Annotated in this window: 21 protein-coding genes; 6 read left to right on the top strand and 15 right to left on the bottom strand. The window is 72.3% G+C overall.

The features are described 5' to 3' along the window. The first annotated feature begins 98 nt into the window (after positions 1 to 98). Positions 99 to 977, top strand: coding sequence for an ATP-grasp domain-containing protein (locus tag AC5P09_RS09220; protein ID WP_493873362.1), 879 nt, complete (start codon positions 99 to 101; stop codon positions 975 to 977). Here the strand turns inward: AC5P09_RS09220 and AC5P09_RS09215 are convergent, their stop codons facing one another. The 5 genes from AC5P09_RS09215 to AC5P09_RS09195 form a co-directional block, all read right to left on the bottom strand. Then, entirely contained in the window at positions 978 to 1,883 is a 906-nt protein-coding gene (locus AC5P09_RS09215) for a sugar kinase (protein ID WP_493873361.1), read from the bottom strand. Next, positions 1,880 to 2,647 (bottom strand): amino acid ABC transporter ATP-binding protein, encoded by a 768-nt coding sequence (locus AC5P09_RS09210; protein WP_493873360.1) that lies wholly within the window; start codon positions 2,645 to 2,647, stop codon positions 1,880 to 1,882. The genes AC5P09_RS09215 and AC5P09_RS09210 overlap by 4 nt, the downstream gene beginning before the upstream one ends. Beyond that, positions 2,644 to 3,294, bottom strand: coding sequence for an amino acid ABC transporter permease (locus tag AC5P09_RS09205; RefSeq protein ID WP_493873359.1), 651 nt, complete (start codon positions 3,292 to 3,294; stop codon positions 2,644 to 2,646). The genes AC5P09_RS09210 and AC5P09_RS09205 overlap by 4 nt, the downstream gene beginning before the upstream one ends. Further along, positions 3,294 to 4,040: an amino acid ABC transporter permease gene (locus AC5P09_RS09200; protein WP_493873358.1), complete on the bottom strand. Its 747-nt coding sequence runs from the start codon at positions 4,038 to 4,040 to the stop codon at positions 3,294 to 3,296. Before AC5P09_RS09200 ends, AC5P09_RS09205 begins: the two co-directional genes overlap by 1 nt. Positions 4,041 to 4,107: 67 nt before the next feature. Continuing rightward, on the bottom strand, positions 4,108 to 4,947 hold the full coding sequence (locus tag AC5P09_RS09195) for an ABC transporter substrate-binding protein (RefSeq protein ID WP_493873357.1): 840 nt from the start codon (positions 4,945 to 4,947) through the stop codon (positions 4,108 to 4,110). 154 nt (positions 4,948 to 5,101) lie between these two features. Between AC5P09_RS09195 and AC5P09_RS09190 the strand changes: the two genes are divergently transcribed. Further along, positions 5,102 to 5,920, top strand: coding sequence for an IclR family transcriptional regulator (locus AC5P09_RS09190; RefSeq protein ID WP_493873356.1), 819 nt, complete (start codon positions 5,102 to 5,104; stop codon positions 5,918 to 5,920). On the opposite strand, the gene AC5P09_RS09185 is transcribed toward AC5P09_RS09190, so the two are convergent. From AC5P09_RS09185 to pgfA, 10 genes are all read right to left on the bottom strand, one after another. Next, complete coding sequence (locus tag AC5P09_RS09185) at positions 5,917 to 6,534, bottom strand: hypothetical protein (protein WP_493873355.1); 618 nt, start codon at positions 6,532 to 6,534, stop codon at positions 5,917 to 5,919. The genes AC5P09_RS09190 and AC5P09_RS09185 overlap by 4 nt on opposite strands. Further along, entirely contained in the window at positions 6,500 to 7,333 is an 834-nt protein-coding gene (locus AC5P09_RS09180; RefSeq protein WP_493873354.1) for an FkbM family methyltransferase, read from the bottom strand. Before AC5P09_RS09180 ends, AC5P09_RS09185 begins: the two co-directional genes overlap by 35 nt. Next, positions 7,330 to 7,584: a Trm112 family protein gene (locus AC5P09_RS09175; protein WP_493873353.1), complete on the bottom strand. Its 255-nt coding sequence runs from the start codon at positions 7,582 to 7,584 to the stop codon at positions 7,330 to 7,332. The genes AC5P09_RS09180 and AC5P09_RS09175 overlap by 4 nt, the downstream gene beginning before the upstream one ends. Continuing rightward, positions 7,581 to 8,486 (bottom strand): hypothetical protein, encoded by a 906-nt coding sequence (locus AC5P09_RS09170; RefSeq protein WP_493873512.1) that lies wholly within the window; start codon positions 8,484 to 8,486, stop codon positions 7,581 to 7,583. The genes AC5P09_RS09175 and AC5P09_RS09170 overlap by 4 nt, the downstream gene beginning before the upstream one ends. Before the next feature lie 15 nt (positions 8,487 to 8,501). Further along, positions 8,502 to 9,230 (bottom strand): class I SAM-dependent methyltransferase, encoded by a 729-nt coding sequence (locus tag AC5P09_RS09165; RefSeq protein ID WP_493873352.1) that lies wholly within the window; start codon positions 9,228 to 9,230, stop codon positions 8,502 to 8,504. After that, a complete protein-coding gene (locus AC5P09_RS09160; RefSeq protein WP_493873351.1) occupies positions 9,227 to 10,831 on the bottom strand; it encodes a condensation protein in 1,605 nt (534 codons plus the stop codon). The genes AC5P09_RS09165 and AC5P09_RS09160 overlap by 4 nt, the downstream gene beginning before the upstream one ends. Continuing rightward, complete coding sequence (locus AC5P09_RS09155; RefSeq protein WP_493873511.1) at positions 10,828 to 15,036, bottom strand: DUF3367 domain-containing protein; 4,209 nt, start codon at positions 15,034 to 15,036, stop codon at positions 10,828 to 10,830. Before AC5P09_RS09155 ends, AC5P09_RS09160 begins: the two co-directional genes overlap by 4 nt. Beyond that, on the bottom strand, positions 15,033 to 15,827 hold the full coding sequence (locus AC5P09_RS09150) for a class I SAM-dependent methyltransferase (RefSeq protein WP_493873350.1): 795 nt from the start codon (positions 15,825 to 15,827) through the stop codon (positions 15,033 to 15,035). Before AC5P09_RS09150 ends, AC5P09_RS09155 begins: the two co-directional genes overlap by 4 nt. 35 nt (positions 15,828 to 15,862) lie before the next feature. After that, positions 15,863 to 17,014 carry a glycosyltransferase family 4 protein gene (locus tag AC5P09_RS09145; RefSeq protein WP_493873349.1) on the bottom strand — a complete coding sequence of 384 codons (1,152 nt, stop codon included), beginning with the start codon at positions 17,012 to 17,014 and terminating at the stop codon, positions 15,863 to 15,865. Between the two features lie 200 nt (positions 17,015 to 17,214). Beyond that, entirely contained in the window at positions 17,215 to 18,201 is a 987-nt protein-coding gene (gene pgfA / locus AC5P09_RS09140) for a cell envelope lipid trafficking protein PgfA (protein ID WP_493873348.1), read from the bottom strand. A gap of 342 nt (positions 18,202 to 18,543) precedes the next feature. Here pgfA and AC5P09_RS09135 point away from each other — a divergent pair, with 342 nt between their 5' ends. The 4 genes from AC5P09_RS09135 (at position 18,544) to AC5P09_RS09120 (ending at position 21,718) form a co-directional block, all read left to right on the top strand. Continuing rightward, positions 18,544 to 18,696, top strand: coding sequence for a hypothetical protein (locus AC5P09_RS09135; RefSeq protein ID WP_266439968.1), 153 nt, complete (start codon positions 18,544 to 18,546; stop codon positions 18,694 to 18,696). A gap of 3 nt (positions 18,697 to 18,699) precedes the next feature. Further along, positions 18,700 to 19,950 (top strand): PucR family transcriptional regulator, encoded by a 1,251-nt coding sequence (locus AC5P09_RS09130; RefSeq protein WP_493873347.1) that lies wholly within the window; start codon positions 18,700 to 18,702, stop codon positions 19,948 to 19,950. A 146-nt stretch (positions 19,951 to 20,096) separates the two neighbouring features. Further along, a complete protein-coding gene (locus tag AC5P09_RS09125) occupies positions 20,097 to 20,870 on the top strand; it encodes an IclR family transcriptional regulator (RefSeq protein ID WP_493873346.1) in 774 nt (257 codons plus the stop codon). Next, positions 20,867 to 21,718, top strand: coding sequence for an SMP-30/gluconolactonase/LRE family protein (locus tag AC5P09_RS09120; protein WP_493873345.1), 852 nt, complete (start codon positions 20,867 to 20,869; stop codon positions 21,716 to 21,718). The genes AC5P09_RS09125 and AC5P09_RS09120 overlap by 4 nt, the downstream gene beginning before the upstream one ends. Positions 21,719 to 21,940 lie beyond the last annotated feature (222 nt).

Genomic DNA, 21,940 nt, shown 5'->3' with positions numbered 1-21,940 from the left:
AGGTGAAGGTCAAACGGGTTGCCGCGGTTGCGTGGGCGGCGGTTAACCTGCCTGGTCGAGCCGTACGAGAGTCGAGCAGTACGAGAATGGAGCCCGCCGTGCCCCGAGTCGCCCTCGTCACCTACGATCCCCGGCCGGAGCCCAGCAGGGACGACGACCTGCCCGTGCTGCGGGACGCGCTCCGCGCGGCCGGGGCCGAGGCGGACGTCGTGTTCTGGGACGACGCCGGTGTCGACTGGGGCGCCTACGACCTCGCCGTCATCCGGTCCACCTGGGACTACAGCTGGCGGGCGGCCGAGTTCGTGGCGTGGGCGGAGCGCTGCGCCAAGGTCACGCGGCTGGCGAATCCGGTGGACGTGGTGCGGTGGAACACCGACAAGCGGTACCTCGGGGATCTGGCGGCGGCCGGGGTGCCCGTCGTCCCCACCCGGTACCTCGCGCCGGGTGACGCCGCCGAGCTCCCCGACGACCACGAGTACGTCGTCAAGCCCACCTCCGGCGCCGGCGCCCGGTACGCCGCGCGCTACACGCCCGAGCAGCACGAGACGGCCCTACGACACCTCGCGCGCATGCACGCGGAGGGGCTCACCGCGATGGTGCAGCCGTACATGAAGGGCATAGACGCCCGTGGTGAGCGGGCGTTGCAGTTCTTCGGCGGGCGGCTGCTGCACGCCAGCCGCAAGCGGGCCGTCCTCGCCCCCGGTACGGCCTTCGACGCCGCCAAGGTCGCGCATCCCGGCCTGGAGCCCTGGACGCCGACCCCGGCCGAACTCTCCGTCGCCGAGCGCGCCCTGGCCGTCGTACCGGACGAGCACGAGGTGCTGTACGCCCGGGTCGACCTGGTGGACGGGGTGGACGGGGAGGACGGGGAGCCGCGGGTGATGGAGCTGGAGCTGGTGGAGCCGAATCTGTTCCTGTTCCTGCACCCGGACTCGCTGCCCGCCGTCGTGGCGGCGATCCTGGCGGCGGCTCGCTGATCAGGCCGGGACGTCGTCCCTCGTGGCCAGTGCCGCCGCGGCCAGTTCGTGGCCGCGGCGCAGTCCCTCCTCGGGGCCGCGGCCTTCCAGCAGCGCCGCCGAGAGATAGCCCGCGGCGAAGGCGTCGCCGGCGCCGACCCGTTCGACGACCCGGGACGGGGGCGTGGGGACGAAGGTCTCCTCGCCGTCCTCGGTGTACGCCGTCGCCCCGTGTCCGGCGTCCTTGACCACGACGACGCGGGCGGGGCGGAGCAGGTCCCGTACGTCCGCCGCCTTGCCGGTGCTCCACAGAGTCTCGGCCTCGTCCCGGCCGACGAAGACGACGTCGGCGCCGCGGGCCAGCCGGAGCAGCACCCGTGCCGCGTCGGCGGGCCGGTGCCGCCACAGGGCGGGGCGGTGGTTGACGTCGAAGGAGATGAGCGGGCCCGGGGCGGTCCTTCCTGTGATCAGTACGTCCATCAGGGCGGCGCAGCTGTCCGACAGGGCCGGCGTGATGCCGGACAGGTGCAGCAGCCGGGCCTCGCGGAGCAGGGGGAGGCGGGCCAGGGAGGGGCTCATGCCCGACGCCGCCGAGCCCCGGCGGTAGTAGTAGGTGCGGGTCACGTCCGGGGTCGGGTCCTTGAAGTACACGCCGGTGGGGCGCTCGGGGTCGGTCTCCACGGCCAGGACGTCGACGCCGCGGGCCGTGAGGTCGTCCAGCACGCGGCGGCCGAGCGGATCGGCGCCGACGCGGCTCAGCCAGGCGACGCGGTGCCCGAGGGCGGCCAGCGAGCAGGCCACGTTGGACTCCGCGCCGCCCACGGTCAGCGCGAGGGTGCGCTGACGGGCGAGCGGCCCGGCGTCCGGCGGGCTGAGCACGGCCATGGTCTCGCCGAGGCACACGACGTCCGGGCCGGTGCCGCTCACGTGTCCAGGACCCGGTGCAGGAACTGCTGCGTGCGGACCTCCGCCGGGTTGCCGAACACCTGCTGAGGCGGGCCCTGTTCGAGGACGACCCCGCCGTCCATGAAGACGACCCGGTCCGCGGTGTCCTTCGCGAAGCGCATCTCGTGGGTGACCACGACCATGGTCATGCCGTCCTCGGCGAGCGAGCGCATGACGCCGGTGACCTCGCCGACCAGCTCCGGGTCGAGCGCGGAGGTCGGCTCGTCGAAGAACATGATCGCCGGGTCCATGGCGAGCGCGCGGGCGATGGCGACCCGCTGCTGCTGGCCGCCGGAGAGCTGCGCCGGGTAGGCGTCGGCCTTGTCGGCGAGCCCGACCCGGGCCAGTGCGGCACGGCCGCGTTCCTCGGCCTCGGCCCGCGAGAGCTTCCTGACCTTGAGCAGGGCGAGGGTGACGTTGCCCAGCGCGGTCTTGTGCGGGAAGAGGTTGAACTGCTGGAAGACCATGCCCACTTGGCCGAAGATCTCGGGGGCGCGCTTGCGGTCGTGCAGCGGTACGCCGTTGACCCACACGTCGCCGTCGTCCGCCCGCTCCAGGTCGCACATGATCCGCAGCAGGGTGCTCTTGCCGGAGCCGCTGGCGCCGATGAGGACGACGACCTCGCCCGGCTCGACGTCGATGTCGACGCCCTTGAGGACCTCCAGCGCGCCGAACCGCTTGTGCACGCCGGACAGGGAGATACGGGCGACCGTCTTCTCCGCGGTCGTGGTGTCGGTGGTCGTCATGCGATGACAGCCTTTCGTTCCATCCGTCGCACGACGAGCGACAGCGGGTAGCAGATGACGAAGTACAGGGCGGCCACGGCGAGATAGGTGGTGGCCGGACCGCCCGCGCGGTCGATGACCGCCTGGCCCTGGCGCACGAGTTCGACGTAGCCGATCACGACGGCGATCGAGGTGTCCTTGACCAGGGAGAGGTACTGGCCCACCAGCGGCGGCAGCACGATCGCCCGGGTCTGCGGCAGGATCACGGTGGTGAAGGTCTGCGTCCGGCTGAGACCGAGGACCCGCGCGGCCTCCCACTGTCCCCGGGGCACGGCCTCGATGCCGGCCCGGAAGATCTCCGCGATGTACGCGCCCTGGTACAGGGTCAGCGCGAGCAGGGCCGCGCCGAAGACGGTGATGCCCGCGAGGTTCAGATAGGCCGCGCCGAAGTAGAGGAACAGCATCTGGATCAGCAGCGGGGTGCCGCGGAAGACCTCCAGATAGACCCGGGCGAGCTGGGCCAGCAGCGGGATGCGGCTGGTGCGTACGGCCGCGACGAGGAGCCCGGTGAGCGTCCCGGTGGCGATGGCCGCGAGCGACAGCAGCACCGTGGCCCACAGGCCGTCGGTGAACAGCTCGCGGTTCGACCAGATGACCGACCAGTCCATCACGCCGCCCCCTTACGGACGTTGGGCACGGCTCGCGTGGGCAGCAGCCGGCGTACGGCGGCCGGCGGGCGCGGTCGTACGGCCGTCGGCAGCGGCGGTTTGAAGGCCACCCGGCCGATCAGCCCGGCCGCGAGGACCACCAGGTTGGTGAGGACGAGGTAGAGCACCGCGGCGATGCCGAAGACCTGGACGGTCAGCAGGGTGCGGGAGTTGATGACCATCGACGTGCCGGTGAGTTCGGGCACCGAGATGGCGGACAGCAGCGACGAGCCCAGGATGATCTGCACGAGCTGGTTCACCACCGCCGGGTAGACGTTGCGCAGCGCCTGCGGGAGCACCACGTGCGCGAAGGCGCGGGCGGGGCTCAGGGCGAGGACGCGTGCCGCCTCGCGCTGGCCGGGCGGGACGGCCTGGATGCCGGCGCGGAAGATCTCCGTCAGATACGCGCCCACGTTGACGCCGAGCGCGAGGACGCCCGCCTGGACGGGGCTCAGCCGGATACCGGCGGACGGCAGGGCGAAGTACGCGACGAACATCTGCAGCAGCACGGGGGTGTTGCGGATGACCTCGACGTACACGGCGGCCGGTGCGCGCAGCACGGCGTACCGGGATCTGCGGGCAAGGGCGCCGCCCAGGCCGAGGGCGAAGGCCAGCGCGAAGGCGGCGAGCGAGAGTCTCAGCGACAGCCAGGCCGCGCTCAGGTAGGTGGGCCAGTCCTGGAGGGCATAGGACCAGTCGGTGAGCATGGGGCTCCTCCACACGTTCACGGGCGGGGCGACGGTCCGTGGGCCGGGTGCCGCCGCCCGCCGGAACTCAGTAGGACGGGGTGAGCGGGTAGACGCGGTCGACGCCGAACCACTTCTTGTAGAGGGCGCCGGACTCACCGGAGGTGTTGAACTCCCTGAGCCAGGTGTTCACCCACTGGAGCCAGGTGGGGTCGCCCAGCTGGACGCCGATGCCGTTGTACTCCAGCGGGACCACGGAGTCCTTGGTGACCTTGAGCGAAGGGTCCTGCTTGGCCTGGAAGTTGAGGAAGTTGGAGTCCTCGACCATGGCGTCGGCCTGGCCCTGCTTGACCGCGAGGACGGCGGCGGAGGAGGTGTCGTACTCCTGGATCCTGGCGGCGGGGTTGCCGGCCTTGACCGCGTCCCCGTTGGTGGAGCCCTTGGTGACGGCGACCGTCTTGCCGCTGAGGTCCTTGATCGTGGCGATGCCGCTGGACTTCTTCACCAGCAGGACCTCGCCCGCGACGATGTACGGGTCGCTGAAGGCGACCTGCTTGGCGCGCTCGGCGGTGGTGGTGAAGTTGCAGACCACCGCGTCGACCTTCTTGGTCTGCAGGTTGGGGATGCGGTTGGCGGAGGTCGTGTCGACGACCTTGACCTTGACGCCGAGCGCCTTGGCCATCGCGTCGGCGACGTCCACGTCGAAGCCCTGCGGCTTGTTGTCCTTGCTGAGCGAGCCGAAGGGCGGGAACGTCAGACAGCTGGCGACGTTCAGCGTGCCGCGCTTGATGACCGTCTGGAGCGTCGAGGACTGGGCGGTGGAGGCGCCGCTGGTACCGGAAGCGGAACTGCAGGCGGTGAGGAGGGCGGCGCCGGTCACACCGGTGCACATCAGCATCAGGGGGCGGTTACGGTGACGAAGTCGCATCGCGGGGATCCCTTCGGGGAGAGGTTGTTCTGCAATGCAAAACTTCGTTTCGCAGAACGTTGCGCCGAAGCTAGCCCCGGGTGTTCGTGACCGTCAATGGGGGATTTCAATATGTAACACGGAGTTTTGCTATGCAGCACGGTAGGATGCGGACGTGACTGACGCACCCGACACGCCTCCGGCCCGCCGCAACGCCTCCTCCTCGCTGCGGCGCGCGCTCGGCATCCTCATGTACCTGGCCGAGGACAGGGGCCATCCGCACGGCGTCACCCTGACCGACCTCGCCGAGGGGCTCGGGATGAGCAAGAGCACCGTGCTGCGCCTCGTCGCCCCGCTGCGGGAGGTGCGGCTGGTCGATCAGGACCCCGAGTCGGGCCGCTACCGTCTGGGCCCGCAGAACGCGCTGCTCGGCCAGGCCTATCTGGAGCGGCGCGACACCCGGCAGATCACCTCGCCGGTGCTGCACCGGCTCGCCGAGGACAGCGGCGAGACCGTCCACCTCGTGACATTCGACCCCCCGGAGATCGTCTACATCGACAAGGTCGAGAGCACCCAGGCGGTTCGTATGCACTCCCGGATCGGCAGCCGCCAGCCCGCCTACTGCACCGCCACCGGCAAGGTCTTCCTCGCCCACAGCGCCGACGACGTCGTCGACAAGGTGATCGCGGCCGGGCTGCCCGCCCGCACCCCGGCCACCCTCACCTCGCCCGAGCGGCTGCGCGAGGAGCTCGCGCTCATCCGGCAGCGCGGCTACGCCGTCGACGACGTGGAGAACGAACTCGACATCCGCTGCGTGGCCGCCCCGGTCCACGACCACAAGGGCGAGGTCACCACGGCCGTGAGCGTCTCCGGCCCGGCCGCCCGCGTCACCCGCGACCGCGTCCCGGAACTCGGTGCCCTCCTCGTCGCCGCCACCGGCGCCATCACGGAGAGCCTCGGGGGAGTGGCGCCGGGGGTGGAGGATCTGGCCTAACTGCCCCCGGTTGACCGGTCGTTGACCGCCACCCGCTGCAACAGCCCCCAGGTGAACTCGGCGGCACACTCCCACCGCCCGCCCTGCCCGTCCGGCGCCGTGAAGGCCAGCCCCCATCGCGTCGGCGCCGACCCCTGGAGCGGCCGGGCCGGGGCGAAGGCGCGGGCCGCCTCGTCGACCGTGCAGGACCAGGGGGTGAGGTCGTCGAGGGTCCGCAGCGCGGGTGCCTCGGCTCCCGGGGCGCGGATCAGCCACTCGTTCCAGACGCCGCCGTTCGGGGCGAGGAGCACCTCGAAACGCAGGTCGGGCCAGAGGGGGAGGGGCCAGAGGCGGGCCTCGCACTCCAGGTCGCCGACCTTGCGGGTGAGCACCGACTCGGGCTCGCCGAGGACCGAGCGGTAGCGGGCGGCGGCGGACCGGGAGCGCGGGGAGCGGACCATCGCCTGCCAGCGTCGGTTGGCCTCCCTCATGTCCGTGAGGGAGACGCCGAGGCGGTGGCGGGCTTCCTCCACGAGGTCGGGGTTGTGGTCGGCCATGCGGCGCAGCAGCACCAGCTGGAAGTCGAGCGGGGTGAAGGGACTAGCGGCGGGCTTTCCGGAGGGCATGCGAACCATCGTCCCCCACCTGATGGGACCCCGGTCGACGGCCGTCCGGGAGGAACAGCACCGAGTTCACGTACCGGGGGCGCTTGCGGAAGGGCAGGACCCGGCGCAGCAGGCCGTGCGCGACGACGTACGAGGCCACCGACTGATGGGCCTCCAGCGGGAACGCGGCCAGCGGCACCCAGTTGTCGCGGGGCAGCACCCAGCCGTCGTAGCCGAGCATGGCCAGATACGTCACCACCGGCGCGATCGGCTGGATACGGGACTCCAGCTCGACGAAGAGGGCCGGCCGGTCGCGGGCCAGCAGCCCCGTCGCCCCGCGCAGCACCGCCAGCTCGCTGCCGTCCACGTCGACCTTGATGAAGCCGACGTCCTTGAGGGCCAGTTCGTCGAGGGTGATGCAGGGCACCTCCAGCGCGCGGCCGTGGATGTCCCGGCGGACCAGCGACGACACACCCCGGTCGCCCGCGTCGTCCGGCGGCAGCCACAGGCGGGCCGTGCCCGGGCGGTCCGCGGCGGCGGCTTGGACCACGCGGACGTTCGCCGGGGCCGCCGAGGTCAGCAGCCGTGCCAGATGGGGAACCGGCTCGACGGTCACCACCCGGCTCGCCCGTTCGGACAGCCGCCGCGTCCAGGGGCCGTACCAGCCGCCGACGTCCACGGCCGTGGCGCAGCCCTCCGGGCACAGGTCGGCGAGCCGCGCCAGCTCCGGTTCGAACCGCGGGTACACGGCTCTGGCGGCGGCGGCGACCAGGCGGGTGGGCAGGTGCGGGGCCACTCGGGCCGCCCAGGTGCGCGCGGGGCCCGTCATGAGGTCATCCCGGGGGTCTGGGGGGAATCCCCAGAAAGGCGCAGCAGTAGTTCCTCGTGCTCGTCGTCCGAGACCTGCTCCCCGGAGGCCGGCAGCAGTTGCGGGATGCCGTCGAGGATCGGGTAACGCCGGTGCAGACGAGGGTTGTAGAGGGCCTCGGTCCGCGCCGGGCCGTCCGGTACGACGAGGTGCAGCGGACCCTTGTCGAGCGGGCACGCCAGGATCTTCAACAGTGGGTCGTCGGGTTTCACGGGGGAGTCAACTCCTTGGCACTGAGGGAGGGCTGGGGCGCCCGGTCGTGCTTCGGCATGCTCAGCAGCACGGCGACGGCGAGCACGATGCCCGCGAGGCGCAGCGCGAGTCTGAGCGGGTCCTGGGGCAGCGCCTCGCCGAACGAGAGCGTGCCGAGCACCGCCGTGTACAGGCAGGTCACCGTCGTACACACGGGCACGATCAGCGAGGCCCGGCAGCGTTGCAGTGCCGCCTGCGACATGACGAGACCGAACGCGCCGGTGAACAGCAGAAGATACGGATACGGGGAGCGGAGCACGTCGACAAGGGCCCCGCCCAGGCCGCTCGCCGTCAGATAGCCCGACATGCCCTTGATCGCGAGCGAGCTGACGCCGTAGAGCAGGCCCACCGCCACGCCGTACTCGACGCCCGTGGTCGGGGCGCGGTGGCGGTGCCGGGTGCGGCGCTCGGCGGAGTTGTACAGCCAGACGCCCCCCGCCAGCGAGGGCACGCACACCAACAGGATCAGCGGGTACGGCGCCTCCTCGCTGACCGTGTCGGAGCTCTCGCTCAGCGACAGGACGACCATGAGCAGCGCGGCGAGGATCGCGCCCAGCGCGTACCGCTCGCGGCCGGTGGTCTCCTCGCCCAGCAGCCGGGCGGACAGCAGCACGAGCAGCACCAGGCCGGAGACGAAGATGCCCTGCGCGGCGGCGATCGGCAGCGTCCGGTACACGGCGAGCTGCGCGCCGAAACCGGCGGCGAGCGAGAGCGACCCCCCGATCCACAGCGGGCTGCGCAGCACGAGCCCCAGCAGCCGGGCCGGCTGCCGGATGCTGACCTCGGGCAGGGTGGCCAACGCCCTTTTCTCCAGGACGAATCCGGTGCTGTACAGGACGTTCGCCAGCAGCGCCGCGGCCACCCCCCACCACATCGCCTACGTCCTTCGGGCGTGAAGGAGGAGGATCGACGCGAGGGACGGTCTGGCACAGGCCAGCCGGTCCAGCGGCCGCAGCGGACGCGGTACGCCGTGGAAGGGAGCGCCTTCGACCCGTACGACCTCGAAGCCGGCCGCGCCGACGAACTCCCGCAGCGCGCGGGCGGTGTAGAGACGCAGGTGGCCGACGACTTCCGTGCCCGGCCGGCCGTGGATCGCCCGCAGGCTGACCTCCGAGAACACGGGCTGCACGCCGGCCAGCAGCAGGGCCCGGTTGTACCAGGCGGCCAGGTTCGGGGTGGACAGCATGAGGTGGCCTCCCGGGCGCAGGACGCGGCGGATCTCGTCGAGCGCGGCGTCCGGGTCGACGAGATGCTCGATCACCTCGCTGAACAGAACGGCGTCCGCGGAGCCGGTGCCGAACGGCAGGCCCTCGCCGGTGAGTTCGCCGCGGATCGCGTACGTCAGGTGGGCGCGGGCACGCTTCAGGGCGTCCTGGGACCAGTCGACGCCGACGATGCGGTGGCCCTTGAGGAGGGGGGCGGCGGTGGCCGCGGCGGTGCCGTCGCCGCAGCCGATGTCGAGGATCGTGTGCGCCTTCCCGGTGCCGAGGGCGGATGCCAGCATGCGGGCCTGGCGCAGGGACCGGGAGGCGCCGGAGGCGACGGGTACGGCGGGATCCTCGTAGAAGTCCCGGAGTTCCTTGGGGAGTTGCGCGGTGGTGGTCATGCGCCGGCCTCCGTGGTGTGCAGGTAGTGCTCGAAGAGGTCCCGCAGATGGGCTCCGTCGCCGTGGCCGAGCAGGGATCGCGACCAGCGCAGGGCGAGGTGGAGGCGGCCCGCGGTGGAGGCGGTGGTGACGGTGAGGCCGCGGGGCATCCGGGCCGGCGCGGAGAACCACACGGCGTGCGCGCGGCCGGCCTCCTCGCCGAAGTCCAGGGGGTACGGGATCCGGCCGATGTTGCTGAGCAGGGTCGTCGACGTCCATGGCGCGGCGGCCCTGCGCAGCCCCCTGGTGAGCGCGGCCCGCCACGCCACGGGGGTGACCGGGGCGGTCAGGAGGGAGGCGCCGTGGCCCAGTTGGGGGCGGGGGAGGGACTTGAGGGCCCGGGTACGGGTCGCCGTGCGGCGCAGGAGGTCGGGCATCGGGGGATGGTCCAACTCGTGCGGAGCGAACGGGACTTCGACGAGGCGGGTGCCGTTGCCTATGGGCATGGTGGTGTCGCGGGGGCGGTCGTCCACGGGCATGGTGATGCGCAGGGGGCGGGGGCGGGCGCCGTGTTCCCTGTTCCAGTGGGCGATGGTGAGTGCCGTGGTGACCATGAGCTGGTCGTTCACCGTGTAGGGCGAGCCCTTGGGGCGGTGAGGGAGGGGGAGCTCGGTGACGAGGAGGCCGTTGCCGGGGGAGGGTTCCGGGGCGCCGGGGGCCACGCGGGCGGGTTTGGACCAGTTGGAAGGGGTGTCCGGGGGGCCCTGCGGGGGTTCGGGCGTGCGGACGGGTGGTGCGGCGGGGGCGTTGTCCTTGCCGCCGTAGAGCTCCGCGGCGGTGGCGAGTACGCGGAGGCAGGCGGGGCCGTCGAGGGCGGTGTGGTTGATGGTCAGGAACAGCACCGTGCCATGGGGGCGTGGGCCAGGGCTGCTGCCGGGGGGTGGGGGCGCTTGCCCGCGCTCGCGGGGTGCCGCTCTGTGTGGGTCGGGAGCCGCCCCAGCGGCACGACAGCCCGCGGCTGCGGCGGATGTGCGGGCATCGGCGCCGACGGCAGCGCCTGCCGGCATGCTGCTCGCCGCGGCCGGGGCAGGCGCCGGCCCGGCAGCGCGAATGCCGCCGGCTGCGGCGGCTGTGGCTGTCCACGGGGCGCCGCCTGTCGCTGCCGGGAAGGGCGCCGACGCGGCGGCACGACTGCCCGCCGCTCCGGCGGATACGCCGACCGCGTCCGTCGCCTCGCTGCCTTCGACCGGCCCCGCCCCCTCCACCACCTCCAACCGCACCGGCGGCGAAGCCGAAAGTGACGGTGCCTCCACCAGGGCCCGGGTCCGCGCGTCCCGGAGCGCGTCCCTGCCCGGTGCCGGGAAGCTGACCACCTCCACGTCCGGTTCGGCCGTCAGTTCCCATTCGTAGCGGCGTCGGTACCACCGACCCGGCGCTTCCCGCATGAGGATGCGCGGGTGCCGGTGCAGGGCCTCCGTGAAGGCCTTCCGCAGGCGTACGGGGTCCAGCCGGCCGGGCAGGTGCACCTCGATGTGGACTGTCTCCGGCTCCTCCTCCTGGAGGCAGTGCCGGGCCACCTCGTCCACCACCGGGAACGGGATGCGCAGCGGAGTGCTGGTCATGCGGGCTCGCTCCTCCCCTTGGTCACTTCCACCGGCGGCAGTTGCTGCGTCGGCGCCTCGGACGCCACGGCCACAGGCGTCTTGGGCCGCTCCCACACGCTCACCAGTCCCGCGAACAACCCGATCAACGCCAGCAGTTGGGCCGCGGGCCCGAACGCCCCCTCCTCCGCGCCCACCGGATTCCCGGCACCCACGGCCGCCGCGATCCCGGCCCCCGCGAGGGCCACGAACGCGATCGGTACGAGGAGCGAATGCCGTCGGTACGCGAGGAGCGCCAGCGCCGGGACCAGCAGCGCGAACCACCCGGCGATCACCGCGCCGACCAGCGTCAGCGCCACCGCGCCGAGCCACACGCCGGGCGCGGGCGGCAGCGGCTGCGGGTCGTCCGGGTTGGGGGACCGGCGCCGCCAGAGCACAAGGCCCGCGAGCCCGACGATCGCCACCCCGCTGCCGATCAGCCCGGCGTCGTACGTCGTCGAGGGCTCGTACGACAGCTTCACGGTGCCGCCGGCCCCCGCCGGGATCCGCCAGCCCTGCTGCCAGCCGTCCAGCCGTACCGGCGACAGTTCCTTGCCGTTCAGCGTTGCCTTCCAGCCGTCGTTGAAGTTCTCGTAGGTCGTGAAGTAGGACGCCGCGCCCGAGCCGACCGTGACCGCGCGCTGGTCGCCCAGCCAGTCCCGTATCCGCAGGTCACGGGCGACCGGCGTGGGTGCCGTGACCGTGCCCCGGGTCAGTGTCACGTCGGTGAGCGCGAGCGGTCCCGCGTCGCCGCCCTCGACCCGGTGCGAGCCCGCCGTCAGCTCCAACTCGCTGTCGGCCGGGCCGGACTGGCAGAGCGTCACGTCCACGGGCCGGCGCTCGGTCAGGTCTCGTACCGTCCCCTTCACGCTCGTCTGATACAGCTCCCCGTCGACCGCCAGCACCGGCCCGGACCCGCAGGGCAGCGAGAAGGTCCGTGTGGCCGCCGGCTGGGGTGTGCGGTAGCGGTCGAGGGCCGGGATGTACGCCTCGGTGAGGCCGACCGGCAGTTGCAGGTCCTCGTCGGCGACCGGGTTGTGCAGGGTCATCGGGGCCGTCTCGGTGATGGTGATGTCGAGGCGGTCCGTGGTGATCGGCGGGAAGCGGACCCAGCCGTTCTCGTCGACGCCGGCGATCACCGCGCCGTCGGGGGAGCTGATGTCGACCTCGGTGGGCCGGGCGGACAGGCCGCCCGCGCCGGGCAGGACGAGCTCGCCGACCGGCTGCTTGTCGGGCCAGCGCAGATGGATCGTGGGACGGTCGCCCGCGATCCACGCCGTCGTCAGATCGCCGTCGGTGAGATTCCGCGCCGACAGGCCCGCGCCGAGAGCGGCCGTGGAGTCGGCGGTCGCCGTGATGCGGCCGGCCTGGTCGGGCGCGATCTCGTACAGCATCCGGTCGAATTCCTCGCCGGTGACCGGGACCGCGCTCGCCTTGACGTCGTACGTCCCCGCCGTCACCGTCGAGAAGCGGCGGTGCAGGCCCGCCTCCGTGCCGGTCGGGGAGAACCCGGCCGGGTCGGCGGTGCGGTGCAGGGAGATGACCTCGGCGGAGGCGGCCGTGGTCTCGGCCTTCGCGGCGTCGGTGGGGAGCCGGAGCAGGCGGGTGACCTGGACGTCCGGCAGGTCGATCTCGGTGAAGCCCGCGCCCGCGAGCCCGGCCCGCCGGGCCACCGAGTCGGTGATCGTCAGTTTCATCCAGTTCGTCGCGCCTTCTGGCGCCTTGACGCTCTGCGTCGAGCCGTCCGGGCGGAGGAAGCTGGTCACCGACCCCTTCTCCGTCTCCACCCGCACCCGCGTCGGCGCGGACCGCACGCTCTCCTGCGGCAACGGCGTGACCTTGAAGGACGACGGCATGTCGTAGTTCTCCGTGAAGCCGATCCGCAGCCACTGCCCGTTCGGCGAACCCGCCACGCCCTCCGTCCACGCCGTGTCCGGGTTGCCGTCGAAGGCGTTCACCGGGTCGAACTGCGGCAGGTGGAAGAGCCAGTTGCCGTACGAGGACGCCGTGACCTCGCGGGCGCCGCGCAGTTCGGCGACCGTCTGGTGGTCCTGGCCCGTGGTCGGCAGGATCTGGTGCGGCTTGTCGCCGGCGTCCTGGGCGGCGCCGGACGCGTTGCGTTCGTCGCGGGTGTACGTGTACGAGGTGTTCGCGTTGACCAGGCCGAAGCGGGTGTCCGCACGGCGCAGCCCGTCGCCGACCACCTGGAGCGGCGGGGTACCGAGCCCGGGATGGTTGTCGCCGGTCAGGACGGTCGCCCGGCCCCGCAGCTCGGTCGCCAGCGGCAGCAGCGCCTCCGGGCCGCCGGAGACCACGGCCGTGTCGGCGACCGGCGTCAGCCCGGCCTGCCCGGGCCGTTGCACGTCCTCGCTCGCCGGACGGTAGATCTCCACCGCCCGCTGCCTCGGGTACAGGCCCTCCACCTGGAGCGGGGTGTCGGGCTGGATCTTGCCGCCGGTCATGAGCGGGCCGAGGCCCGTCACCCGCTGGTACCCGGACTGCTCCAGGGTCCGCTTCACCGTCGAGGTCGGCACGTTGCCGATCTGGTCGGGGTCGAGGTCGTTGCGGACGACGACGTAATAGACGCCCGCCCGGCTCAAGTAGTCGGCCAGGCCGGGGACTTGACTGCCCGTCAGCAGCGCCTCCTCCACCGCGTCCATGGCGCGCCGGTTGCCGGGGGTGCCGAAGGGGACGTAGTCGCGCTGTGCCCAGCGGGACTCGGCGAGCACGTCGAGGGGCTGGTCGATGGGGGAACCCCAGGTGTATATGCCGTGCGCGGTCGCCGGGACGACCAGGGCGCGCGAGTCGGGGGAGTACTTCTCCAGCCAGTCGGCCGTGGACTGCCAGTACTTGGGAAGCTCCTGGAAGGAACCCGGCTGGAGGATCGAGCCGTTGAGGTACGGCCACAGCAGACCCGGCAGAATCAGCACGGCCGCGATCAGCGGGGCGAAACGGCGGCCCCGCACCTGGCGGGCACCGCGCGGCTCGGCCGCCACGCCCACCAGATGGGCGAGGCCCAGCACCAGCGCGAGGGCCAGACCCACCTGGAACTTGTAGATGTTGCGGAAGGGCGCGAGGCCGCCGTTCAGCCAGTCCTGCACGGCCCCGTGGAAGGGGGCGCCGAACGGGCCGCCGTACCCGGCGAGCAGGACGAGTACGGCCGTCAGCGCGGTCAGCACCAGCCAGCGCCGCTCCGGCAGGTCCCGCCGGGCCAGCCCCGCGAACCCCAGCCCGGCCGCGAACGCCGAACAGAGGATCACCACGACCGAGGACGCGACCGTCCAGCCCGCCGGCAGCCAGGCGTCCACCAGGTGCAGATAGGCGACCCAGTTGCCGGCGCCGCGCAGCGCCTCCGTCGCCGACATGGTCTCGGTCGTGGTCTGCGAACTCTCCACGTAGGGAAGGAAGTTCTCGCCGTAGGCACCGAGCAGGAGGAGCGGGATCCACCACCAGGCCGTCGCGAGGATCACGCCGGGCGTCCACCAGGCGATCAGCTTGCGCTGTCTCGGGCAGGGCGGGCGGGAGAGGAGGTAGAGGCCGACCGGGAGCAGGGCTGCCAGGGTCGAGGCCGCGTTGACGCCGCCCATGAAGGGGATGATCAACGCCGAGCGCAGGGCGGCGATCCGGGCGCTGTAGCGCTCGTCGGCGAGCGGGAGCAGGACCCAGGGCAGGAACGCGCCGGGCAGCGCGGCGGCCGACGTGGAGCCGACGACGATCGTGAACACCGGCCACAGCGCGTACGCCACGGCGGCGAGCAGCCGGGAGGCGCCGCTGCCGATGCGCAGCCGCTCGGCCAGCCGCAGCGCACCCCAGAAGGCCACCGACACGACCAGCGACAGCCACAGCCGTTCCACCAGCCACACCGGCAGCTGCACGGCGTGGCCGAGCCAGTAGAACGGCAGCATCGGCCACACATAGCCGACGTACTGGTCCTGGATCCCGCCGAACGAGCCCTGGTCGTGCCACAACTGGCCGAGGTCGGCGAGGAAGCGGCCCGGGTCGGTGGTGACGCCGAGCTTGGTGTCGAAGGTCTGGCGGCCCGGCTGCACCGCCAGGAACAGCACGAACACCACGGCCCAGAACCCCAGCAGCCAGCGTCGCGACCTCGGGCCCTCGGGAGGGCGCGACATGATCGCGGTGGTGGGAACGGCTGCCGGGGGAGGAGCCTGGACCGTGGACGTCGTCATGGTGGACACCGCCGGAGGATGAGGAGGAGGTTCCAGGTGGCGACCTCGCGGATCCCGGGGGCTCTGACCACGGTCTCCGCGAGGAACGGCCAGTAGCGGGAGCGCGCCGAGACGATCCTGACGTCGTCACGGGCGCGCACCTGCCGCAGGGTCGGGCCGATGTGCACGGCGAACAGGTTCTCGCCGAGGGTGTGCTTGGCGGCCTTTCCGGTACGGCGCCGGTAGCGGGCGCGGGCCCGCTCGGCACCCAGGTAGTGCCAGGGCGCCCACTCATGGCCGCCCCACGGGGACAGCCAGTTGGTGAACGACACATAGATCAGCCCGTCGGGGCGGGTCACCCGCACCAGCTCGCTGATGAAGGTCTGCGGGTCGGCCACGTGCTCAAGGACGTTGGACGAAAAAGTGACATCGGCGACCCCGTCGTACAGGGGCAGCAGATAGCCGTCGGCGATCACGGTCCCCTCGGGCGGCTTCTCGCCCAGCTCCCGTACGTCCGGTTCGAAGAGGTGGGCCTGGGCGCCACGTCTGCGGAACTCCTCGGTGAAGTGGCCGCTGCCACCACCGACGTCCACGACCGTACGGCCGGCCACCGGACCGTCGTAGGCCTCCACCTGGTCGACGGCGTCCCGGGCGAGGAGTGAGTAACAGGCTTCCGGGTCCTCCTGCTCGCGCAGGAAGGCCCGGAAGAGGGCGAGGGAACGGCGAAAGGAGGGATCCTTCGATTTCCGGTCCGGTGATGCGCCCCGAAAGGGGCGCGGGGAACTGCGCGACCAGCCACGAACGACCGGCACTCGCGAGACGGCCTTACCTCCACGGCGTATAGGCGTCACGGCACCCAGCTCCGCACCGCCTCCGCGGCCACCGCCCGGAACTGCCGCACCGTCCGGTCCCAGCGATAGCTCGCCGCCCGGTCGCGCGCGGCCTTCCCCATCAGCTCCCGGCGATGTCCCGACAGCGCCAGCGTGCACCAGGCCGCCGCGAACGACGACTCGCCGTGGGCGAGGACACCCGTCACGCCGTCCACGACCGAGTCCCGCAGGCCCGGTACGTCGAAGGCGATCGACGGGGTCTGCCGGGCGGCGGCCTCCGTGACCACCAGGCCCCAGCCCTCCACCGCGGATGGGTGCACCAGCAGCCAGGCCTCGCACAGCAGACGGTGTTTCTCGGCTTCGGAGACATGCCCGGTGAACTCCACGCCGGGACCGGCGAGTTGCTCCAGGCGTTCCCGCTCCGGCCCGTCGCCGACGATCAGCAGCCGGCCGCCGGTGACCGGCCGCACCCGCTCCCACAGCCTCAGCAGCAGATCGATCCGCTTGTACTCGACGAGCCGGCCCACCGCGACGAACAGCGGGTCGGGGGAACGGTCGGCCCGGGGGCCGGGCTCCTCCACGCCGTTGTGCACGACCCGGATGCGGTCGCGTTCCACGCCGATCGCGCGCAGGGCGTGGGCCGTCGACGGGGAGACGGCGACCAGCAGATTCCGCTGCTGGGCACCGGACAGCGCCCAGTGCTCGAGTCTTCGGCCGATGCGCGCGGCCGGGGCCAGCGGCCCGCCGAAGCGCATCTTCCACAGGTCGGTGTGGACGTGGTTGACGAGGCACAGGGTGGGGCCGCGGTGCCAGAGGGGTGCCAGGTACGGCATGCCGTTGCAGACCTCGACCAGCAGGTCGCAGTCGCCGACCTGACGGGCGAAGGCCGAGCGGGCGCGCAGGTAGTGGCCGAACTCGCCGCCCGCCGACACGACCCGGTAGTCCCGGTAGGAGGCGGGACCGCCGCACAACAGGGTCACCTCGTGACCCAGCCGGGTCAGACCGTCGGCGAGCCGGTCGACCAGCAGCTCGGAGCCGCCGGCGGCCGGGTTGTCCAGATCGCGATGGGCAAGGAAAACGATTCGGCGCGGAGGTGGGGGGAGCGCCGAGGAGTGCTGCGACACCCGCGGGAGCGGGGGGCGCAGCGTGGGTGGTACGTGCTGGGGCATGTGTGCTCCAACTCGTGTCAGGGTGCGGAACTCAGCGTGGGGGAAGAGGGTTTTCGGTTCCTGTGGGGGATCTGAGGGTCTCTTGCGAGGCGGGTGTGGACGGACTGTGTTCGGGGTGGGGTGGACAGTTTTCGCCCAGCCGTTCGCCACGGCTACTCACGGAAGTGACAATTTCCGGCTTTGTTGGAGCTGACGTCACGTCATATCGTGAGGGGGACCCTGGACGTATCGGGTGTTTCATCGGATTCGGGACGCCTACGCCCCCGTACCACCAAAACGCCCCCCACGACCACCAGAACGAATCCGGCCACAGCAGCACCGATCGGCAATGTCACGCCCACCGCGCGCAGTTGTCCGCTGTCCTGCTTCGCCTGCCGCACCGCCTCCTTCTGCGTCGCGGTGGTGAAGGCGATCTTCCGGCTGTCCAGCAGGACCGCCGCGTCCTGGTCCGCGCCGGGCGCCCGCAGCGTCCGCTTCGGGCCCGTCTGCGCGTAGATCACGCGGCCGGTGGCCTGGTCGACGATCAGCTCGAAGCCGTGGTTGGAGTACCACTCCTCGGCCAGCACCTGCGGCCGGTCGGGCTGGTCGACGATCGCGCCCGGCACCAGCCGGCTGCCGACCTTCGTCGGCGGGACGGTCCCGGTGAACTTGTAACCCGTGTACCCCTGGACCTTCTCGGTACCCCGGTAGCTCAGCATGACCGTCCCGCCCAGGGTGTTGTCCCACCAGCGGTAAGAGCGTTTCTGCACGTCGAAGGGGAACTTCAGATAGGCCTCGCCCTCGATGTACGGGGTCTCCTTGCAGCAGTGCACCGGCTCGGTGGTCTTTCGGTCCATCACCCAGCGGTGCGGGACGAAGTCCAGCGCGTCGTGCGGATCGGCGGCCGGCAGCGACTTGTCCGTGTCGACCGTGGTCGTCACGTCCCACACGGCGTTGCCGCTGCGTTCGCTCTCCGCGACGTTGCCGCGCACCCGCTGGGTGACGGTGATCCGCTGGTCGGGCACGGTTTCGACGCGCTCGGTGTCGAAGACGCTGCCCGTGCCGCGGTAGACGGCGGTGGTGTCGATGTCGATGGGGTTCACGGCGGCCCGCGGTTGCACGTACCAGGCCAACAGGGGTGCCAGCACCAGCAGAAACGTGCCGAGTCCCAGCAGAATCAAAGACAGAGGTGAGGCTGTACGGCGCATCCGGGCACTCCTGAGGCGTGGGATGACGGAGTTCGGGCCGCTCCGGCCCTGTCGTCGGCTCCTGTCGTCCGCCCGGAGGGCGGGCCCCGCGGCGTCTGGTGCGTGCGACGGCAAGGTGGCGGAGGGAGCTGACGCGGAGCGTCGGTGACCTGCGACAACGCCGCAGATGCGCGTGCCGGACGCCGCGGGGCTGACGGGAGCGTGACGACAGGGCCCTTGGGCCGGGAACCGTAAGCCCCCCTTGACGGAGTGTCAATGCTTGTCGACACTGGGCCCGACAGGCAGGGCGGAACGCCGGGGTGGGACCTCCGGATCGTGCCGGACAGAGAGGCTGACCCTGCGATGTCCAGACTGCTTGCCGCCGCACTCGCCGTGGCGCTCGGCGCCGCCCTCGCCGTGGGCGCGGCCCTCGGCGTCGTCGCGCTCCTCGAAGCGACGCCCGACCAGCCCAACACCCCCTTGATCACGTATGAGCAAGCGGGCCAGGGGAGTTGACCCGTGACGTCCCGTCCGGCAACCATCACCACCCGCTCGGCCTGGCACGAGGTGCCCCGCCTCCAGGTCCGCCGGTTCGCGGCGATCGCCATGGCGGAGGCGCCCGCGCTCGCCGAGGAGATCCTGAGCGAGATCCGCCGCGAGTACCCGCATCTGCCCGAGGTCCTCGACGAGTCGGGCGAGCCGATGGCCCTGATCGGCATCCGCCGCGCCATCGAGGTCTTCGTCCAGCACCTGGAGCACTCCGACCACTCGGCGGGCCGCCCGACCGTACCGCCCGGCGTCTTCCAGGAGTTCGGCCGCGGCGAGGGCCTCGGCGGCCGCAGCCTCGACTCGCTCCAGGCGATCTACCGCATGGGCGTACGGCTGGCCTGGCGCCGTTTCGCCGAGATCGGCCAGCGCGTGGAGATCCCGCCCCCGGCGATGTACGAGCTGGTGGACGCGGGCTACGAGTACCTGGACGGACTGGTCGACCAGTCCGTACGGGGTTACGCGGAGGCGGCGGCACGGCAGGCAGGTGAGCGGCTCAGGCTCCAGCGCCGCCTGATGGAACTGCTGCTCGCCGAACACCACCGCGGCGACCCCGCCGACGCCCTCACCGAACGCGCCGCCCGCATCGGCTGGCCGCTGCCCGGGAAGGTCGCGGTGGGCGTACTGCTGCGCCCGGCGCGGGAGGCGGTGGCGCCGGCCGTGGGGCAGGGGGTGCTGCTCGACATGGAGTACGAGCAGCCCCGCATGGTCGTCCCGGAGCCGGACGCCGCCGGCCGCCCGGAACTGCTGCACCGGGCCCTGACCGGATGGGCCGGGGCGATCGGCCCGCCGGTGCCCCTGGCCGACGCGGCGAAGTCGCTGCGCTGGGCCGAGGCGGCCGTACGCCTGATGGAACGCGATCTGCTCCCGGCGGGCGGCGTCCTGTACTGCACCGAGCACACCGAGGCCCTCGTCCTCCTCCAGCCCGAGGAACTCATCGACGACCTCGCCCTGCGCTGCCTCGCCCCCCTGACCCACTGCGGCCCCACCCACCGCCGACGACTCGCGGAAACGTTACTGGCGTGGCTGGAGACCAGAGGCGGGGCACCGGAGGTCGCGGCACGGCTCGGCGTCCACCCGCAGACGGTCCGCTACCGGCTCCGCCAGATCCGCGAACTGTGGGGCGCCGGGATCGACGACCCGGACCGCCGCTTCGAGCTGGAACTGGTACTGCGGGCGCAGCGGCTGCGGGGGACCTTGGGGGAGCTGCGGGGGCGGGGCTGAGCAGCACGTCCGCGCGCGATCGGGGGCGTCCGATCACCCGCGCCCATTGCCCGGGCAAACGCATGTGACTAGCCTGTGTTCGTCATGCCGATCGTCTGTTGAAATTTCGAACACAGACTTCTTAGATACAAGGGAGGGGGCCGGTCATGGGACGTCTTGTACCTGCGGTGACCCGGGCTCTCGACATTCTTGAGCTGTTCCTCGACGGGGACGGGACGCTCTCCGCCCCCGACATAGTGCGCAGGCTCCAGCTGCCGCGCACCACCGTGCACGAGCTGGTCACCACGCTCGCCGCCCGGCAGTACATCGTGCAGGTGCCCGGCCAGCCCGGACGCTACCGGCTCGGGGTACGGCCGTACCAGCTGGGCAGCCGGTACGCCGAGCAGCTCGACCTCGCCGCCGAGGGCCAGCAGGTGGCCCGCTCGGTCGCCGAGACCTGCGACGAGACCGTGCACGTGGCGATCCTGGAGGGCACCGACGTCATCTACATCGCCAAGGTGGACTCCACGCACGCCGTGCGCATGGTCTCCGCGGCGGGCCGGCGCCTGCCCGCCCACTGCACCTCCGTCGGCAAGATGCTGCTGGCCTCCCTCCCCGAGCACGAGCTCAGCGCGCGGGTCCCGGGCGACGCGGACCTCCTCGCGATGACACCCAACAGCATCACCGACCCGGACGCGCTGCGCGAGGCCCTCGCCGAGATCCGGCAGCGCGGGATCGCGGTGGAGAGCCGTGAGTCCAACCCGGACGTCTCCTGCGTGGCCGCGCCGGTCCGCGACCGCACCGGCCGGGTCGTCGCCGCGCTGTCCATCTCGGTGCCGATGATCCGCTGGAGCGACGAACGCCGGATCGAGCTGGAGCAGCTCGCCGCGAAGGGCGCCGCCGAACTGTCCGAGCGGCTCGGCTACCGGAGCGTGGCATGACGGACGCGTACGAGGTGGCGGTCCGGGCGGAGGCGACCCTCGGCGAGGGCCCCACGTGGGACGCGGCGGGCGGCCGGCTCGTCTGGATCGACATCCTGGGCTCGCGGATCAACACGTACGACCCGGTCTCCGGCCGGCGTACGTCCCGCACCACCGAGCAGCACGTGGGCGCGGTCAAGCCGCGCGCGGGCGGCGGGTTCGTCCTCAACCTGCGCGACGGGGTGGGGCTGCTGGACGAGGACGACACCTTCCGCTGGCTGCACCACGACCCCGTCCCCGGCCGTCGCGCCAACGACGCCGCCGTCGCCCCCGACGGCTCCCTGTGGGCCGGCACCATGCGCTACGACGAGGCCGCGGGCGGCGGCACGCTCTCCCGTGTCACCGGTGACGGCACGGCCGAGGTCGTCCTCGACGACGTGGCGGTGAGCAATGGCACGGGGTGGAGTCCCGACGGGCGGCTGATGTACTACATCGACTCGCCGACCCGCCGTGTCGACGTCTTCGACTTCGTGGACGGACGGCGGCCGGTCGACAGGCGTCCGCTGGTGGAGATCGAGGAGGGCGCGGGCTTCCCCGACGGCCTCACTGTCGACGCCGACGGCTGTGTGTGGGTCGCGCTGTGGGACGGCGGGGCGGTACGCCGGTACACGCCGGACGGCGAGCTGGACCGCGTCATCGAACTGCCCACACCCCGCGTGACGGCCTGCGCGTTCGGCGGCGCCGACCTGACCGACCTGTACATCACGACAGCCCGGGTCGGGTTGTCCGCGCCGCATCCGGTGGCGGGGTCGCTGCTGGTGGTGCGGGGGGCGGGGAAGGGACTGCAGCAACCGGCGTTCGAAGGCTGAGGCGTGTCGGCGCGGGGCGGGGTGGGTCGCGCAGCCCGGCGCTGACGGGGTGCCGCGCCTCTTTGGGTCGGGAGCCGCCCCGGCGGTGCGACTGCCCGCAGGCTGGCGGCGTCGACTGTCCGCGGCATGGTGGCATCGATTGTCCGCAGGCTGGCGGGATTGTGGGCGCCGGGGGGTGGGTCGCGCAGCCCGGCGCTGATGGGGTGCCGCGCCTCTTTGGGT

The organism is Streptomyces sp. a15 (genome assembly GCF_059026085.1).
The sequence above is the reverse complement of the archived record's forward strand: the minus strand, read 5'-3'. Positions and strand labels throughout refer to the sequence as shown.